15 protein-coding genes are annotated in these 16,592 nt (G+C 73.8%); 5 read left to right on the forward strand and 10 right to left on the reverse strand.

Annotated elements, in window-relative coordinates:
* Positions 1 to 22: 22 nt before the first annotated feature.
* The gene (locus tag ABT299_RS05270; protein ID WP_387024013.1) at positions 23 to 1,651 is read right to left on the reverse strand and encodes a CocE/NonD family hydrolase; all 1,629 of its coding nucleotides are present in this window, start codon (positions 1,649 to 1,651) and stop codon (positions 23 to 25) included.
* A gap of 166 nt (positions 1,652 to 1,817) precedes the next feature.
* Between ABT299_RS05270 and ABT299_RS05275 the strand changes: the two genes are divergently transcribed.
* Positions 1,818 to 2,951, forward strand: coding sequence for a mechanosensitive ion channel family protein (locus tag ABT299_RS05275; protein ID WP_500249835.1), 1,134 nt, complete (start codon positions 1,818 to 1,820; stop codon positions 2,949 to 2,951).
* A gap of 25 nt (positions 2,952 to 2,976) precedes the next feature.
* On the opposite strand, the gene ABT299_RS05280 is transcribed toward ABT299_RS05275, so the two are convergent.
* Positions 2,977 to 3,561 carry a TetR/AcrR family transcriptional regulator C-terminal ligand-binding domain-containing protein gene (locus tag ABT299_RS05280; RefSeq protein ID WP_190863785.1) on the reverse strand — a complete coding sequence of 195 codons (585 nt, stop codon included), beginning with the start codon at positions 3,559 to 3,561 and terminating at the stop codon, positions 2,977 to 2,979.
* A 111-nt stretch (positions 3,562 to 3,672) separates the two neighbouring features.
* Between ABT299_RS05280 and ABT299_RS05285 the strand changes: the two genes are divergently transcribed.
* The gene (locus ABT299_RS05285; RefSeq protein ID WP_500249836.1) at positions 3,673 to 5,097 is read left to right on the forward strand and encodes an MFS transporter; all 1,425 of its coding nucleotides are present in this window, start codon (positions 3,673 to 3,675) and stop codon (positions 5,095 to 5,097) included.
* 133 nt (positions 5,098 to 5,230) lie between these two features.
* Here the strand turns inward: ABT299_RS05285 and ABT299_RS05290 are convergent, their stop codons facing one another.
* The 3 genes from ABT299_RS05290 to ABT299_RS05300 all read right to left on the reverse strand — a co-directional run bounded on the left by ABT299_RS05290 (position 5,231) and on the right by ABT299_RS05300 (position 7,090).
* On the reverse strand, positions 5,231 to 5,674 hold the full coding sequence (locus tag ABT299_RS05290; protein ID WP_190863783.1) for an ATP-binding protein: 444 nt from the start codon (positions 5,672 to 5,674) through the stop codon (positions 5,231 to 5,233).
* A 71-nt stretch (positions 5,675 to 5,745) separates the two neighbouring features.
* The gene (locus ABT299_RS05295) at positions 5,746 to 6,354 is read right to left on the reverse strand and encodes a 3'-5' exonuclease (protein ID WP_500249837.1); all 609 of its coding nucleotides are present in this window, start codon (positions 6,352 to 6,354) and stop codon (positions 5,746 to 5,748) included.
* A 46-nt stretch (positions 6,355 to 6,400) separates the two neighbouring features.
* The gene (locus ABT299_RS05300; protein WP_190863779.1) at positions 6,401 to 7,090 is read right to left on the reverse strand and encodes a lysophospholipid acyltransferase family protein; all 690 of its coding nucleotides are present in this window, start codon (positions 7,088 to 7,090) and stop codon (positions 6,401 to 6,403) included.
* A 144-nt stretch (positions 7,091 to 7,234) separates the two neighbouring features.
* Here ABT299_RS05300 and ABT299_RS05305 point away from each other — a divergent pair, with 144 nt between their 5' ends.
* Positions 7,235 to 7,642 carry an organic hydroperoxide resistance protein gene (locus ABT299_RS05305; RefSeq protein ID WP_190863777.1) on the forward strand — a complete coding sequence of 136 codons (408 nt, stop codon included), beginning with the start codon at positions 7,235 to 7,237 and terminating at the stop codon, positions 7,640 to 7,642.
* A 62-nt stretch (positions 7,643 to 7,704) separates the two neighbouring features.
* Here ABT299_RS05305 and ABT299_RS05310 read toward each other — a convergent pair whose 3' ends face one another.
* From ABT299_RS05310 to ABT299_RS05330, 5 genes are all read right to left on the reverse strand, one after another.
* Complete coding sequence (locus ABT299_RS05310; RefSeq protein WP_433248597.1) at positions 7,705 to 8,349, reverse strand: GOLPH3/VPS74 family protein; 645 nt, start codon at positions 8,347 to 8,349, stop codon at positions 7,705 to 7,707.
* Between the two features lie 3 nt (positions 8,350 to 8,352).
* The gene (locus tag ABT299_RS05315) at positions 8,353 to 8,625 is read right to left on the reverse strand and encodes a type II toxin-antitoxin system antitoxin (protein WP_500249838.1); all 273 of its coding nucleotides are present in this window, start codon (positions 8,623 to 8,625) and stop codon (positions 8,353 to 8,355) included.
* 9 nt (positions 8,626 to 8,634) lie between these two features.
* A complete protein-coding gene (locus tag ABT299_RS05320; RefSeq protein ID WP_500249839.1) occupies positions 8,635 to 9,579 on the reverse strand; it encodes an SPFH domain-containing protein in 945 nt (314 codons plus the stop codon).
* A 77-nt stretch (positions 9,580 to 9,656) separates the two neighbouring features.
* Positions 9,657 to 11,213, reverse strand: coding sequence for an MFS transporter (locus ABT299_RS05325; RefSeq protein WP_387023507.1), 1,557 nt, complete (start codon positions 11,211 to 11,213; stop codon positions 9,657 to 9,659).
* Between the two features lie 113 nt (positions 11,214 to 11,326).
* Positions 11,327 to 14,500, reverse strand: a complete 3,174-nt coding sequence (locus ABT299_RS05330) for an AfsR/SARP family transcriptional regulator (RefSeq protein WP_500249840.1) — start codon at positions 14,498 to 14,500, stop codon at positions 11,327 to 11,329.
* A gap of 42 nt (positions 14,501 to 14,542) precedes the next feature.
* Here ABT299_RS05330 and ABT299_RS05335 point away from each other — a divergent pair, with 42 nt between their 5' ends.
* Together ABT299_RS05335 and ABT299_RS05340 are read left to right on the forward strand one after the other, a co-directional pair.
* Complete coding sequence (locus tag ABT299_RS05335; RefSeq protein WP_500249841.1) at positions 14,543 to 14,968, forward strand: limonene-1,2-epoxide hydrolase family protein; 426 nt, start codon at positions 14,543 to 14,545, stop codon at positions 14,966 to 14,968.
* A gap of 118 nt (positions 14,969 to 15,086) precedes the next feature.
* The gene (locus tag ABT299_RS05340; protein ID WP_500249842.1) at positions 15,087 to 16,505 is read left to right on the forward strand and encodes a carotenoid oxygenase family protein; all 1,419 of its coding nucleotides are present in this window, start codon (positions 15,087 to 15,089) and stop codon (positions 16,503 to 16,505) included.
* Positions 16,506 to 16,592 lie beyond the last annotated feature (87 nt).

The raw sequence follows: 16,592 nt of genomic DNA on the forward strand, positions 1-16,592 counted from the left end.
CCGCAGGTCGCGGCTCCGCGGGTCAGCGGAGGGGCACGACCGGGAGGACGATCGCGCTCGGGTGGTCCGGCGTGTGCAGGACCTCCTGGTCGGCGGTGAGCATCTCGGTGGCGGTGCCGATGGGCGCGCCGGTGCCGGGGTTGCGGGCGACGCGGGGGTAGGCGCCGCTGGCGACCTGCACGCGGACGCGGTGCCCGCGGCGGAAGCGGTGCCCGGCGGGCCACAGCTCCACGGTGACGCGGCGGACGCCGTCCTCGCCGGGCTCGGGCGCGCCGGGGACGAGCCGCCGCATGCCCTCGCACAGGTTGAGGGACTCGCCGTCCGGGGTGACGTCGCAGAGCCGGACGACGAAGTCGGTGTGCTCGCGGTTCGAGCGGACGTGCAGGTCCGCGGTGACCGGGCCGATGATCTCCAGGTCCTCGTCCAGCACGGGCGAGGTGTAGACGAGCACGTCGCGGCGGCGTTCGAGGCGGCGCTGGTCGGTGACGGGATGGGTCTCGCCGAGCAGGGTCGGGCCGCCGAGGAAGGGCGTCGGGTGCTCCGGGTCGTACCGGTAGGCGTCCGGTTCGGACTCGGGCGGCTCGTCGGGGGAGAGGGCGCCGGCCGGCTGCAGGTGCCAGCGCTGCTCGCGCATCCCGGGGACGGGCCAGTCGGGGAACTCGCGCCACTCGTCCACGCCGGTGACCAGCAGCCGGACGGGCTTCTCCCGCAGGCCGGACGGGTCGTCGAGCAGGTGCGCGCGGAACCACTTGACGGACTCGTGCACGGAGCCGCGCATCATCCGCTGGTCGGCGTGGAACCAGGGGCCGATGGTGAGGTAGGGGCGGTGCCCGGCGGCGCGGAGCGCGGCGTAGTCCTTGAGCTGCCACGGCAGGAAGATGTCGTACCAGCCGCCGGTCATGTTCACCGGCGCGCCGACCCGGGAGACGGTGGGGCTGAAGTCGCGCTTGTCCCAGAACGGGGTGTCGGGGCCGTTGACCAGCAGCTCCTGGAAGAACCGCTGCTGCTCGCCGGTCGCGATCCGGTCCAGCTCGGCGAGGGGGCGGCCCGACAGCGCGGCGCGCCGGGCGCGGCGCGGCGACATGATGCCGGTGGTGATGCCGGACAGCGAGTTCTTCATCCGCGCGGTGAGGTCGACCCAGATGAGCGCCGACTCCAGCGCGAAGGTGCCGCCGACGTTGACGGCGTCCCGGAAGGTGGACGCGGTGACCTGCATCGACAGGGCCTTCAGCTCCGGTCCGGCCTCGGCGGCGACCGCCCACTGGACGTAGCCGAGGTAGCTCGGGCCGTGCATCGCGAAGGTGCCGCCGAACCACGGTTGCTCCTTCAGCCACGCGATGGTGGCGAGGCCGTCCTCGCGCTCGTCGAGCGCCTCGAACACGCCGCCGGAGCCGAAGCCGCCGCGCACGCTCTGCACCACGGCCTGGAAGCCGTGCGAGGCGAACGCCTGCCCGCACATCAGCCCGAACGGCCCGCGCCGCCCGTACGGCGAGCGGACGAGCACGACGGGCGCGCGCTCGACGTCGGCGGGCGCGTACCGGTCGGCCAGCAGCCTGACGCCGTCGGCGGCCCGGACCTCCAGGTCGCGGTCGACCGTCACCTTGTGGGGGCCGTTCCGCAGTCCGAGCGCCGTGACCCCGAGCCGGCGCATCCTCTCCACGCCTACCACTTGATCGATCGTATCCGGGGGGTGAGGGGAACCCCGCTGTGAGGTGTCTCGCAGAATTGCGAGGTTTCACTACGATCGAGGGCGGTTTGCGGCAAGGATTGCGCACTGCCGGACGACGGGCGGCGCGGGGCCGCCCTGAGGAGGAACGATGCAGCACGCCTTCCACGGGGTGAGCTGGGAGCGGCTGGTCGCCGCCACCGTCGTGATGGTGGCGGCGCTCGCGATCGCGGTCGTGCTCCGGATGCTGACCGCCCGGCTGTTCCGCCGGGCCGGGGACACCCGGTGGGCCTGGGACGACCTGGCGGCGCGGCTGGTGCGCGACCTGGCGGTGCCGGTGGCGCTGCTGACCGGGGCGTGGTTCGCCGCGAAGACGCTGAAGCTGCCGCACGGCACGCTGCTGGTGACGGGGCGGGTGCTGTCGGCGGCGACGATCCTGGTGTTCTCGCTGGCGCTGGCCCGGATGATCGCCGGGGTGGTCACCTCGGTCGCGTCGGCCCGGCAGGGCACCGCCGCGAATGTGACGATCTTCGCGAACATCACCCGGGTGCTGGTGATGGGCATCGGCATCCTGATCATGCTGCAGAGCCTCGGCATCTCGATCACGCCGCTGCTCGGCGCCCTGGGCGTCGGCGGCCTCGCGGTCGCGCTGGCGCTGCAGGACACCCTGGCGAACCTGTTCGCGGGGGTGCACGTGCTCGCGTCCAAGACGATCGAGCCGGGCGACTACATCAGGCTGGCCACCGGCCAGGAGGGGTACGTCGTCGACATCAACTGGCGCAACACCTCCATCCGGACGCTGTCGGACAACATCGAGGTCATCCCGAACCAGCGGTTCAGCGACACGATCCTCACCAACTACCACCGCCCGGCGCAGGACATGTCGGTGATGGTGTACGCCAAGGTGGCCTACGACGTCGACCTCGACCGGGTGGAGAAGCTGCTGGTGGAGGTCGGCAAGGACGTCATGCACGACGTGCAGGGCGGCATCGAGGACGCGAACGTGCTGGTGCGCTTCGACGACTTCAACGACTCGACCGTCGGTTTCCACGTCATCCTGCGCTCCACCGAGTTCGGCGACCAGTTCGAGATCAAGCACCAGTTCCTCAAGCGGCTGCACCGCGTGCTGCGCGAGGAGGGCATCGCGCCGCCGTACTGGCACCACCGCGTGGTCGTCGACGAGGCGGCGCGCACGGACGGGGCGCCGCGCACGGACGAGGCGGCGCGCGGCGACAAGGCGGCGCGCAAGGGCGGGGCGGCGCGCAAGGACGAGATGGCACTCTGAGCGCGGCGCCGGCGGTCCGCCCCGCTCAGGGGCGGATCATCGGCATGATGACGTCGTCCACCAGGGAGACGATGAAGTCGTCGGTGACCTCCGGCGCCCCGGTGAGGTTCTGGTACACGATCATCGCCGGGCCGACGTTGGCGACCTGCCGGGTCACCGCCCCGGGGCGGACCTCGCCGCGCTCGGCGCCGTCCTCCAGGACCCGATACAGCGCCTCCTTGACGGGGCCGGTCATCCGCGACTGCACGACGTCGTGCATGAGCCCCTTGCCGTCCTCGCGGGTGGTCTCCTCCTTGAGGACCCGGACCGGCGCGCCGTGGCACGCCTCGATGGTCTGCTGGAACGTCCGGCACAGCCGCAGCACGTCCGCGCGGACGTCGCCGCTCGGCTCCTGCACGGGCGGCTCGGGCAGGACGTGCTTGAGGGCGTCGGTGATGAGCTCGTCCTTGGACGACCAGCGCCGGTAGAGCGCGGCCTTGCCGGTGCGGGCCGCGGACGCGACGCCCTCCATGGTCAGCTTCCGGTAGCCGACCGCTTCGAGCTGCTCGAACACCGCGTCGAAGATCGCCGCCTCGAGGGCGTCGCCGCGCCTGCGGGTGGCCGGGGTCACCGCATGCTCCCGAAAATAGTGAACGCGAACGTTCTCTTCCTCGCCGATCGGTGGTACGTTCCCCACATAGTGTACTTCGCCGTTCCCTAAATTCCGTTCCGGAGGTTCGCCGTGCCCGCCGCACCGCACGGTCGTACGGCCGCGCCGGAGGAGCCCACCGCTCCGCCGGCCGGCCCCCGCGTCCATCATCGTCCAGGCGTCGTCCTCGCCGTCATCGTGGGCTGCCAGCTCATGATCGGCCTCGACACCTCCGTGGTCACCATCGCGCTCCCCGACGTCCGGGCGGGCCTCGGGCTGTCGACCGGTGGACTCGCCTGGGTCCAGAACTCCTACATGCTCGCATTCGGCGGCCTGCTGCTGCTCGGCGGGCGCGCCGGGGACGTGTTCGGCCGCCGCCGCACGTTCGCCGCCGGCGTCGCGCTGTTCACCGCCGCGTCGCTGCTCGGCGGGTTCGCGAACGCGGCGTGGTGGCTGCTGGCCGCGCGCGCCGCGCAGGGCGTCGCCGCCGCCGTCGCCGCGCCCAGCGCGATGGCGCTGATCGCCACCAACTTCGAGGGGCGGGCGCGGGTCCGCGCGCTCAGCGTCTTCTCCGCCGTGACCGGCGCCGGCGCCGCCGTCGGCATGCTCGTCGGCGGCGTGCTCACCGAGGCGGCGTCCTGGCGGCTGGTCTTCTTCGTCAACGTGCCGGTCGGTATCGCGCTGGCGCTGGTCGCCCCGCGCGTGCTCACCGAGACGGCCCGCCGCCCCGGACGCTTCGACGCGGCCGGCGCCGTCCTCGCCACCACCGGCATGACCGCGCTGGTCTACGCGCTGATCCGGGTCGGCTCGGACGGCTGGGGCGACGGCCGGGCGCTCGCCGCGTTCGGCGCCGCCGCCGTCCTGCTCGCCGGGTTCGTCGCCGTGGAGGCGCGCACCGCGCAGCCGATCATGCCGCTGTGGCTGCTCACCGGACGCGACCGCGCCGCGTCCTACCTGTGCCAGCTGCTGCTGGTCGGGGCGAACTTCGGCGCGTTCTTCTTCTGCACCCTGTACCTCCAGCAGGTCCTCGGCTACGGGCCGCTCAAGGCCGGCGCCGCGTTCCTGCCGTTCGTCGGGCTCCAGTTCGCGACGGTCCGGGCCGCGCCGCGCCTGCTGCAGCGGTTCGGCGCCCGCGTCCTGGTCATCGCCGGGATGGCGTGCGCGCTGGCCGGGCTGCTGTGGCTGACGCGGCTCTCGCCCGGCGACGGGTACGCCGCCGGGGTGCTCGGCCCGTTCATGCTGATGGGCGCGGGCGGCGGCCTGTCGATCATGCCGCTGAACGCGACGATCCTCGGCAGCGTCGAGCCCGCCGACTCCGGCGCCGCGTCCGGCGTCGCGCAGACGATGCTGTGGTCGGGCGGGTCGCTCGGGTCGGCCGTGATGGTCACGGTGTACGGGTCGGGGCACGCCGGCACGGCCGCGCTCCTGCACGACATGGACGCCGCGTTCGCGACCGGCGCGGGGTTCGCCGCCGCGGCGCTGCTGGTCGCGGTGGCCGTGCTCCGGGTCGAGCGGTAGACGGGCGCGGGCGGGGGGCCGTCTCCGGTTCCCCGCCCGCGCCGGCCGACCGCTCCGCTCCATGCCGCCCTGGTCCTCGGCGCTCTGGTCCTCGGCGCTCTGGTCTTCGCGGCTCCGGTCTTCGGTGCTCGGGTCAGCTCTGCGGGGTCCGCTCGGCCAGCCGGCCGCCGATGCTGCCGGCGGCGTAGTCCAGGTGCTTCTCCAGCGCGACAAGCGCGCCGTCCTCCGGGTAGGAGTCGAACCGCACGTCGTCGGCCAGCGACCGCATGATCATCAGGCCGCGGCCGGCCTCCGAGACCGGGTCGGGTTCCGGGATCCGCTCGGCGTCGAACCCCCGGCCCGAGTCGATCACCTTGATCACGCAGCGGTCGTCGTGGATCAGGGCGCGCACCGTGTAGTCGTCGCCGTGCCGTGCGTGCTTGATGACGTTCGTGCAGGCCTCGGTCAGCATCACCTCGATGTCGTCCCGGATGTCCTCGGCCACCCCGAGGGCCTGCAGCGACGCGTCGAGGATCTTGCGCGTCGCGGGGACGCTCGCCGTCTCCCGGGGGAGCAGGAGGTCCAGGCTGATGTCCATGTCGCGTCTCCGTCGTCTCCGGCGTCCGTCTCCTTGATGGGTGCCCTGGGCCCCGCGCTCAAACCCCCGTCTCAGCGGAGACCGGGCCCGCCGGCCCCTCCGGTCCCCTGCGTCGCACCCGTCCCGTCCGGCCAGGCGCCGCGTCCCACGATGTCGAGGACGAGCGCGCCGATGTTCCACGCGTCGTCGGCGCCGGAGTGGTGCCGGCCCTCCAGCGGCAGCCCCGCGTGCCGCAGCGCCCCCGCCATGCCCAGCCGGCGCGGCAGCCCGTGCGCGGCGGAGTAGGCGGCCTTGGCGTTGGTGTGCCGCCGCCCGAACGGGTACCGGACGCCCCCGGCGCACTGCCGCTCGAACTGCTTGCGGTCGTAGTCGCCCCAGCTCGCCCAGGCCCGGTAATGGGACCGGTGCTCGCGCTCCAGCAGCGCGCACGCCTCGGCGAAGGAGATGCCGCCGTCGACCTCCTCCTGGGTCAGCCCGGTCAGCTCCGTGCAGAACGCGCTGACCACCGACCGCTCCGGCCGCACCAGGACCCGGTGCTTCGCGATGCGCCGCCGCTCCTCCAGGTCGACGACGCACAGCCCGATCTCGATGATCTCGTTCACCTGTCCGGGCGCCTTGCGCTCCCAGCACGTCGCCTCGACGTCGACGACGTTCAGGTACCGTCCGAACCGCTCGTCCATGGACCGGGACCGTACCGGCGCCCGGGCCGGCGCCACGACCGGTTTTTCAGGGGGTGTCGGCGGGGCGCGGCGCGTAGTCGTCCACGTACTCCTGCCCCGACAGGCTCTGGATCGCCTCCATGATCTCGTCGGTGACGACCCGGGCGACCTTGCCGCGCGGCATCCCGGCGTCGCGTCCCGCGAACCGCATCGGCTCGCCGATCCGGACCTCGATGCGGCCCGGCTTCGGGACGACCTGCCCGCGCGGCTGCACCCGGTCGGTGCCCTTGATGGCCACCGGCACGACGGGCGCGCCGGTGCGCATCGCCAGCCGTGCCACCCCCGTCCGGCCCCGGTAGAGCCGCCCGTCCGGCGACCGGGTCCCCTCGGGGTGGATCGCGAAGACGTCGCCGCGCTCCAGCACGGACGCGCAGGTGTCGAGCGCGTCGAGCGCGGCCCGCCCGCCCGAGCGGTCCACCGCGATCGCGCCGACGCCGCGGAAGAACGTCGCGGTCGCCTGGCCCTTCACGCCGGTCCCGGTGAAGTACTCGTGCTTGCCCAGGAAGTGGACCCGCCGGGGCACGATCAGCGGCAGCACGAACGAGTCGATGAACGCCAGGTGGTTGGCCGCCAGGATCACCGGCCCCGTCCGCGGGACGTTCCGCAGGCCGCTCACCCGGGGGAGGAAGGCCACCCGCATCGCGGGTCCGAGAACGACGTACTTCATCAGGGGATAGACAACGCGTTCGGGGTCCATGTCCGAGAACGCTATGGCGCCCGCCCCCGCCCCGGCGGTGGTGGGCCGTTACAAGTTCGACCCTTGGAAGTTTGTAGGTCTCCGCACTGGACCGACTTTAAGTGTGTCAAATTGAATTGGAGGCAACCAATCGAAGGGACCGGCATGGACACCCACTACACCGCCGTCGCCACCGCCAACGGGCGGGAGGGGCGCGCCGTCAGCTCCGACGGGCGCCTCGACCTGACCCTCGCCCCGCCGCGCGAGATGGGCGGCAGCGGTGCCGGCACCAACCCCGAGCAGCTGTTCGCCGCCGGCTACGCCGCCTGCTTCGCCAGCGCCCTCGGCGCCGTCGCCCGCGGCTCCCGCCAGGACGTCCGCGACGTCTCCGTCACCGCCGAGGTCGGCATCGGCGGCAGCGTCGAGAAGGGCTTCGGCCTCAGCGTCGTGCTGCGCGTCGAGCTCCCCGACGGCCTGGAGAACGGCCGCGAGCTGGTCGAGCGCGCCCACCAGGTCTGCCCCTACTCCAACGCCACCCGCGGCAACATCCCCGTCGAGCTCGTCATCGAGTGACCGCCGACGCGCGGCGTGCCGCCCTCGCGAGGGAGGCACGCCGCAGCTGAACGCGGATCGGGTCAGGAGCCGGCCGACGCGGCGCCCGCCGCCATCGCGGCCCGCTGCGACCGGATCACCTTGCTCACCGCCGGCGCCGCCGGGCCCGACCGCGCCGTCAGCTCCGCGATCCGCCGCTTGTGCCGCCGCCGCTCGGACCCCGGCAGCACCGACTTCAGCTCGCCCGCCGCCGCCAGCGCCACTGCCGCCGCGTCGTAGCTGTTCACGTGAGCCACCGGACGCCCCCGCAGCGCCGACGACGCCCCGCCCCACAGCTGCTTCACCACCCGCGGGTCCCGGACGGTGACCTCCTCGGCCGGGAACAGACCCAGCACCCGGCGCCCCCGCACCCGGATCCAGCCGCCCCGCTCCAGCTCGTCGCGCACCGTCCGGACCGCGGACCGGGCCTCCCTGCGCACCCAGTGGTGCCAGGGCCGCGGCTTCGACGCCGAGATCTGCGCCACCAGCCCGTACGGGTCCTCGCCGGGCGTGCCCGGCACCGGCCTGCCCCGCCGCTCCTCCAGCCGCCCGTCCAGGAACAGCTCGGTCAGCGCCGCACCCCGCAGCACGTACCCGAGCCGCGCGCCCCGCGCCGTCATCCGCTGCTTGCGCAGGTCGTAGGCCAGCAGGTACATCCTCGCCGGCAGCGTCTCCGGAACCTCGACCATCCCCTACCCCTCGCCTTCACCCCGCCCCGAGCCCCGCTCGCCCGGTGCCCCCTGCACGTCCGGCGCCCCCTGCTCGCCGGGCGCCTTGCGCGGCCGGCCCGGCCGCCGCATCCGTCCCGCCGACCCCGGCATCCGCCCGGCGTCGGCCAGCGCCTGCCGCAGCAGGAACTCGATCTGCGCGTTCGTGCTGCGCAGCTCGTCCCCGGCCCACCGGGCCAGCGCGTCGTGCACCGCCGGGTCGAGCCGCAGCAGGATCTTCTTGCGCTCGGTCGCCACTGCCCGCGGTCACTGGTAGAGCGTGCCGGTGTTCACGACCGGCTGCACGTCCCGGTCGGCGCACAGCACGACCAGCAGGTTGCTGACCATCGCCGCCTTGCGCTCCTCGTCCAACTCCACGACGTCCTCCTCGTCCAGCCGGTCGAGCGCCCGCTGCACCATGCCGACCGCCCCGTCCACGATCCGCTCCCGCGCCGCGACGACCGCGCCCGCCTGCTGCCGGCGCAGCATCGCCTGCGCGATCTCCGGCGCGTACGCCAGCCGGGTGATCCGCGACTCCACGATGTCCACGCCCGCCGAGGCGACCCGCTGCCGCAGCTCCTCCGACAACCGCCCGGTGATCTCGTCGGCGTTGTCGCGCAGCGACGTCCGCTCCGCCGCGTCGTAGGGGAAGCTGCCCGCGATGTGCCGGACGGCCGCCTCGGTCTGGAAGGCCACGAACTCCACGAAGTCGTCCACCTCGAACACCGCTCGCGCGGTGTCGCGCACCTGCCACACGACCACCGCCGAGATCTCGATCGGGTTGCCGTCCAGGTCGTTGACCTTCGCCAGGCCCGTCTCGTGGTTGCGGATCCGGGTCGACACCTTCCGCCGGTCCGTCAGCGGGTTCACCCACCGCAGCCCGTCCTCGCGGACCGTCCCCTTGTACCGCCCCAGCAGCTGCAGCACCCGAGCCTCGCCCGGCGCGACCGGCGTCAGCCCCAGCGCCAGCACGATCCCGACGATGATCAGCACGATCCCCGCCGCGACCCCGGCGACCGACGCCGCGCCCGTCCCGTTGACCCCGGCCACCAGCGCCGCGACCCCCACCAGCACCACGACCACGGCCAGCCCCAGCATCGGCCACCCGCCGCGGTCCCGCGCCGCCCGCTCCTCGACCCGCGGCCGCGGCATCTCCACCTTCGCCCCAGCGTCCACCACGCCGGCCACCTCCTCCGTGAGTATCACTAACATAGCAAAGTGATATCACTTTTTCCAAATGGGGAAGCCCGGCCCCTGGAGAGGGACCGGGCCGCACGGGCCGGCATGGGTTACCGGGTGTTCTGGACGGGGGCCGGGGCGGGGGGCTCGGCGGGGGCGTCGTCGGGGATGACCTTGGGGACGGAGCGGAGGGTGACCAGGGCGAAGACCGCGACCAGGGCGGCGAGGCCCGCGCTGCAGACCAGGGCGCCGTGCATGCCGTCCACGAAGGCGTCGCGGGCGGCGCCGAGGAGCGGGCCGCCGACCCTGGCGGGCAGGGCGGACGCGGCCTCGAAGGCGCCGGCGAGGGAGTCGCGGGCCGCGGACGCGGCGGGGGCGGGGACGTTCGCCGGAAGGTGCAGGGAGTCGCGGTAGACGGCGTTCAGGACGCTGCCGAGGATCGCCATGCCGAGGGCGCCGCCCAGCTCGGTGGCCGTCTCGGAGATCGCGGACGCGGCGCCGGAGCGGTCCTTCGGGACCGACGCGAGGACGGTGTCGGCGGTCGTGGTCAGCGCCATGCCCATCCCCATGCCGGACATCAGCATCCCCGCCAGCATCACCCAGTAGCCGCTGTCGAGGCCGACGGTGACGAAGAGGGAGAACCCGCCGGCGGCGACCAGCATGCCGATCGCGACGACGCGGGCGCGGCCCAGGGCGTTGATCAGCGGCGGGGCGAGGGCGGCGCCGCCGACCATGGCGCCCGCGGCGCCCGGCAGCCCGGCGAGGCCGGCCTTGAGCGGCGACCAGCCGAGCGCCAGCTGGAAGAACAGCGAGAAGATCAGCGACTGGGCGACCAGGGCGAACATCGCGAACATGTTGGTGCCGACGGAGCCGGAGAACGCGGCGCGGCGGAACAGCCGGACGTCGATCAGCGGCTCGGCGATCCGGGTCTGCCGGATCCAGAACGCGGCCAGCGCGGCGGCGCCGACCACCGCGGCGACCGCCACCCGGGGCTCGTCCACGCCGTGCGCCGCCGCCTCCTTGACCGCGTACACCAGGCCGAGGACGCCGGCGATCGACAGCGGCACGCTCACGAGGTCCAGCCGCCCGGTCACGGCGGAGCGCGTCTCGGGCAGGACGAAGGCCCCGGCGACGAACGCCACGGCCATGATCGGCACGTTGATCAGGAAGACCGAGCCCCACCAGAAGTGGTCCAGCAGCGCGCCGCCGATGACCGGCCCGAGGCCGACGGCGAGGCCGCCGATGCCGCTGAAGACGCCGATCGCCATCGTCCGCTCCTTCGGGTCGCTGAACACCCGGCGGATCAGCGACAGCCCGGACGGCATCAGCGTCGCGCCGGCGACGCCGAGCAGCGCCCGCGCGGCGATCAGCAGCTCGGCGCTCGGCGCGTACGCGGTCACGGTGGACGCGACGGCGAACAGCGCGGTGCCCGTCAGCAGCAGCTTCTTGTGCCCGATCCGGTCGCCGATCCCGCCCATGGTGATCAGCAGTCCGGCGAGCGCGAACCCGTAGGCGTCGGCGATCCACAGGATCTGCGTCGCCGACGGGTGCAGGTCGGCGCTCAGGTGCGGGATGGCCTGGTTGAGGGCGGTCAGGTCGATGTTCGGCACGATGGCGAGCAGGCAGCAGATCGCGAACGTGCCCCATTTGCGGGCTGAGGAGTACATGTCCGCAAGGTTCGCGGGGCGCGCTGACGGGGCGCGCACCGTCCGCTGACCGTCCCGGGCGCGGCCGTGCGCGCGAACCGTCAGCGGCGTACGACCGGGTCCGTGGAGGCGGGTCAGTCGGCGGTGAGCTCCCGCCAGGAGCCGGGCGACGGGAGGCCGGCGCCGACGTCGAGCATCGCGAGGGCCTCGTCGCGGGTGAGGGCGGCGCCCTCGGCGTAGGCGGCGTCGTAGCGGGCGTCGCCGAGCGCGGCCCTGGCGCCCGCCTCGACCCGGTCGGCGTCGGCGTCCCCGGGGACCTGCGGCCCCCGCAGCCGCGCCGCGACGCCCGCCAGCCGCGCCGCGCGCTCGGCGTCGCCCTCGGCGAGCGCGGCGCCGCCCAGCCCGACCGCGGCACCGGCCTGGTAGGTGAAGATCGGGTGGTCGGACGAGATGGTCAGCGCCTCCCCGAACAGCTCCCGCGCCCGCGCGGCGTCGCCTTCGGCGGCGGCGACCCAGCCGAGCCCGACGAGCGCCGTCCCGCGCGCCGCCCGCGCGATGAACCGCTCCGAGGCGTACTGGGTCAGCGCCGTCTCGTACAGCCGCCGCGCCTCGGCGAGGTCGCCGCGGGTCCGCGCGATCCCCGCGAGCCCGTTGTACCCGCCCGCGACCTTGTCGGGGGCGCCCGCACGGCGCGCCAGCTCGATGCCGCGCTCCAGTTCGCCGGCGGCGCCGTCCGGGTCGCCGGCATGGATAAGGACCTCCGCGCGCCGGTACAGCAGGTCGGCGGTGTCCTCCAGCGCGCCGAGCTGCCCCGTCAGTTCGAGGGCCTCGTCCAGCAGCTCCAGCGCCCGCTCCCGGTCGCCGCGCCAGTCGGCGATCTGGGCGAGCGGGTCGAGGGAGTTCGCGGTGCCCCACCGGTCGCCGCACTCCCGGAACTTCGCGACCGCCGCGGTGCACGCCTCCTCGGCACGGTCGATCTCGCCGCTGAACTGGCGCAGGAACCCGTCGCTCATGTGGATCAGCGCCTGCGCCCACGGGTCCTGGCCGACGTGCATCGCGAACACCGCGAACTGCGTCCGGCTCGGCCCGGCGGTGAGCGCGTACTGCACGATCGTGGACGGGTAGGTCAGCACCCGGTGGATGCCGTGCAGCAGCGTCTCGGCGCGGTCCAGCCAGGTCTGCGCCCGGTCGCCCGTCGCCCCCGCCGACACCGCGTTCATCACGCACAGGACGTACTCCTCCTCGCACCCCTCCGGCGGGTCGAGGCCCACGACGTCCAGCAGCTCGGACGAGATCGACGCGCCCTCGATCCGCCCGCGCAGCCACCAGTACCACGACAGCGCCGCGACCAGCCGCAGCGCGAGCACGGTGTCGAGGCGGACGCTGCGGCGCAGCGCCGCGTGCAGGTTGCCGTGGTCGGCGGCCAGCAGCCCGAGCCACTCCAGCTGCTCGGCGCCGCGCAGGTGCGGTTCCGCGCGCCGCGCCAGGTCGAGGAAGTACGCGGCGTGCGCCCGCTGGAACCGCTCGTCCTCGCCGGCCTCCGCGAGCCGCTCGGCGCAGAACGCCCGGACGGTGTCGAGCATCCGGTACCGGGTCCCGTCGCTCTGCAGCAGCGACTTGTCGGCCAGCTCGACGAGCAGCTCGTCGACGTCGTCCAGGTCGCAGACCACCGCGGCGGCCTCCAGCGTCAGCCCGCCGGAGAACACCGTCAGCCGCCGCGCGAGCGTCTGCTCCTCCTCGTCCAGCAGCTCCCAGCTCCACTCGACGACGGCGCGCAGCGTCTGGTGCCGGGGCGCCGCCGTCCGGTTGCCGCGCGACAGCAGCCGGAACCGGTCGTCCAGCCGGTTCGCGACCTGCTCCACCGGCAGCGACCGCAGCCGCGCCGCCGCCAGCTCGATCGCCAGCGGCAGCCCGTCGAGCGCCCCGCAGATCCGCAGCACCGCGTCCACGTTGGCCTCGTCGACCGCGAAGTCGGGGCGGGCCGCCGCGGCCCGGTCGGCGAACAGCCGCACCGCCGGGTACCGGACGACCTCCGCGGCGGGCGTGCCCTCGGGCGGCAGCGCCAGCGGCGGCAGCGGCCACAGCGCCTCCCCGGTGATGGCGAGCGCCTCCCGGCTGGTGGCCAGCACCCGCAGCAGCGGGCAGGCGCTCAGCAGCCGGTGCGCCAGCGGCGCGACGGTCGCGACGACGTGCTCGCAGTTGTCCAGGACGAGCAGCATCCGCCGCCCGCTCAGCGCCGTGACCAGCCGCTCCGCCGCGTCGGCCGGGCGCTCGCCGGGGCCCGCCATCATCCCGGCCTCGCGCAGCCCGAGCGCCCCGAGCACCGCTCGGCTCACCTCGGCCCGGTCGACGGGCGCCAGGTCGACGAAGCAGACCTCGCCGTCCTCGCGCGCCGCCGCCTCGACGGCCAGCCGCGTCTTGCCCGCGCCGCCCGGCCCGAGCAGCGTCACGAGCCGGCCCCCGGCCAGCATCGCCCCCACCCGCCGGACCTCGTCGTCGCGGCCGACGAAGCTGGTGAACTGCGCGGGCAGGTTCAGCCGGACGTTCTCCGCCTCCGCCGCCGCGGGCTCCTCGAGATCGCCGCGGAGGATCGCCATGTGCACCTCCGCCAGCTCCGGCGAGGGGTCGGCGCCCAGCTCGTCGGCGAGGACGCGCCGGCCGTCCTCGAACGCCTCCAGCGCCTCGGCCTGCCGCCCGGCCCCGTACAGCGCCCGCATCAGCAGCGCCCGCGCGCGCTCTCGCAGCGGCCGCTCGTCCAGCAGGTCGCGCAGCTCCGGGATCACGGTGTCGAACTCGCCGAGCGCCAGCCGCGCCTCCGCGTGGTCCTCGGCGACCGCCGCCCGCGCCTCCTCCAGCCGCGCCGCCTGCGCCTCCGCGAACGGCGCCGACCGCACGTCCGCCAGCGCCGGGCCGCGCCACAGCTCCAGCGCCTCCCGCAGCAGCGCGGCCGCCCGCACGTGGTCGCCCGTCCCGAGCGCGCGGCGGCCGTCGCGGGCCAGCGCCTCGAACCGGTGCACGTCCACCGCGTCCCGGTCGGCGAGCAGCCGGTACCCGGCGGGATGCCCCTCGACGAGCGCGGCGTCGCCCAGGCCCCGCCGCAGCCGCGACACCTGCGACTGCAGCGCGTTGGCCGCCCCGGCCGGCGGCTCCTCCCCGTAGAGCCCGTCGATGAGCCGCTCGCCCGTCACGAGGCGCCCCGCGTCCAGGGCCAGCATCGCCAGCAGCGCCCGCACCCGCGGACCCCCCACCGGCACGGTCTCCGCCTCGCCGCCACGGACCTCGACCGGCCCCAGAATGCCGAACAGCATGGCCCCGATTGTGGCGTATCCCCTCAAGTACCGTGGTCGTCCATGACCGAGATCCAGATCGTCCGCGAGTTCCTCTCCGCCCTCGAGGCCCTCGACGTCGACCGGGCCCTCGCCCTAGCCGCCCCGGGCATGGTCTACCAGAACGTCCCGCTGCCGCCCGCGCGCGGGCTCCCCGCCGTCGAGAAGACGCTGCGTGCCATGACCCGCTACGGCACCGGGTTCGAGGCCCGCGTGCACAACATCGCCGCGAACGGCCCCGTCGTCCTCACCGAGCGCACCGACGTCCTCGAGGCGGGCGCGTGGCGCGCCGAGTTCTGGGTCTGCGGCACCTTCGAGGTCCACGACGGCCTCATCACCCTGTGGCGCGACTACTTCGACTGGACGACCTTCCTCGCCGCCTCCGCCAAGGGCATCGGCGGCGTCCTCCGCGCCGCCCTCTCTCCCCGCCCCCGAACCCGCACCGAGTAGACGCTCCGCGACCATGAGGGGAGTTGCCTGGTGGGCCGTAGTCGTTAGGCATTGAACTACGTACCGGCGGTGTGGCACGCTTCCTCGACCGGGGACCTCTTCGGGTGAGGAGTCGGACGTGGCCGCAGCGACCGAGGGCGCCGAGGCGTGGCATGGGCTCTACGATGCGCTCGCCGAGGAGCACGACTACGAGATCGACGAGATCGACGGGCGCCTTCCCGACGGCCTGGTCGGGACGCTGTACCGCAATGGCCCAGGGCGCTGGCAGGTCGGCGAGACCCTGCTCGACCACATTTTCGACGGCGACGGAATGCTGTCGCTGTTCGCGTTCCCCGGGGACGGTCGGATCCATTACCGGAACCGGTACGTAAGGACGAGGCATTACCGCTATGGGCAGCGGAAAGGGCGGGCCGGACTGCGGGGCCTCGGTACCCAGCGGCCGGGCGGGGTGCTCGGCAATATGCTCCGCCCGCCGGCGAACGTCGCCAACACCGGCGTGGTTCTGCACGGCGGCCAACTGCTCGCGCTATGGGAGGGCGGACGGCCCTACCGGCTCGACCCGGACAGCCTGGAGACGCTCGGCGAGCACTCGTTCGACGGGCGGCTGAAACTGATGTCGGCCTTCTCCGCGCACCCGTCGCGCTGCCCGGTGACCGGCGAGCTGTTCAACTTCGGAATGGACTTCACGCGGCTGCGGAGCCTGCGCTGCTACCGGGTCGATCCGAACGGGAAGCTGCACCACATGCCGCGGATATCGCTGCCCTACAGTCCGTGGAACCACGACTTCGCGCTCACCCGCCGGTATCTGGTGTTCGTCATCAACCCGGTGATCCCGAAGGCGGCGCCGATCCTGCTCGGAACCGGATCGATAGCGGACGCCCTGACCTACGAGCCGCACCGTCCGACGTGCTTCGCGATCGTCCCCCGCGACGGCGGCGAAGCGCGGGTCATCGAGCACGACGCCCTGCTCGGCTTCCATTTCGTCAACGCCTTCGAGGACGGTGACGACGTGGTCGTGGAGTTCGTCCGCTTCGCCGACTGGGACCAGGTGGCCACGAGGTTCCGCGAATTCCGCACCAGCGACTTCCCGTGGGGCGACGCGCTGATGCGCTATCGCGTCTCCCCGTCCGGAAGCGTCGAAGAGCAAGAGGTGTGCAACGGGCCCATGGAACTGCCGCACGCCGACGTCCGGCAGGCGGGCAATCCGCACCGCTACACCTATTTCGCCGGCCGGACGAAATCCAGCACGGGCATTCACGCCTACGACCACGTCGCGGGCCGCCGGACGACCCACGAACTGCCGGCCGGGCACGGTTTCGGCGAGCCGGTGTTCGTGCCCCGCGGCCCCGACGCGGACGAAGGCGACGGCTGGCTCCTGACCCTCGCCTACGACCCGGACGAGCACCGCTCACGGCTGCTCGTCCTCGATGCCCGGGACGTCGAGGCCGAGCCGCTCGCCGTCGCCCACCTGCGCCACCACATCCCGATGGGCTTCCACGGCTCCTTCACCACCCGCGTCGCGACCCCACACGGGTGACCGGCGCGCACAGGCCCTCAACAGAGCCATTTCTGGAAAAGCCTCGCCCCGATTATTGAAGCTTTACCACTATGTCCGGCTCTGGAC

Origin of the sequence: Spirillospora sp. NPDC000708 (assembly GCF_040299565.1) — a bacterium.
In the GTDB taxonomy this organism is placed as follows: domain Bacteria; phylum Actinomycetota; class Actinomycetes; order Streptosporangiales; family Streptosporangiaceae; genus Spirillospora.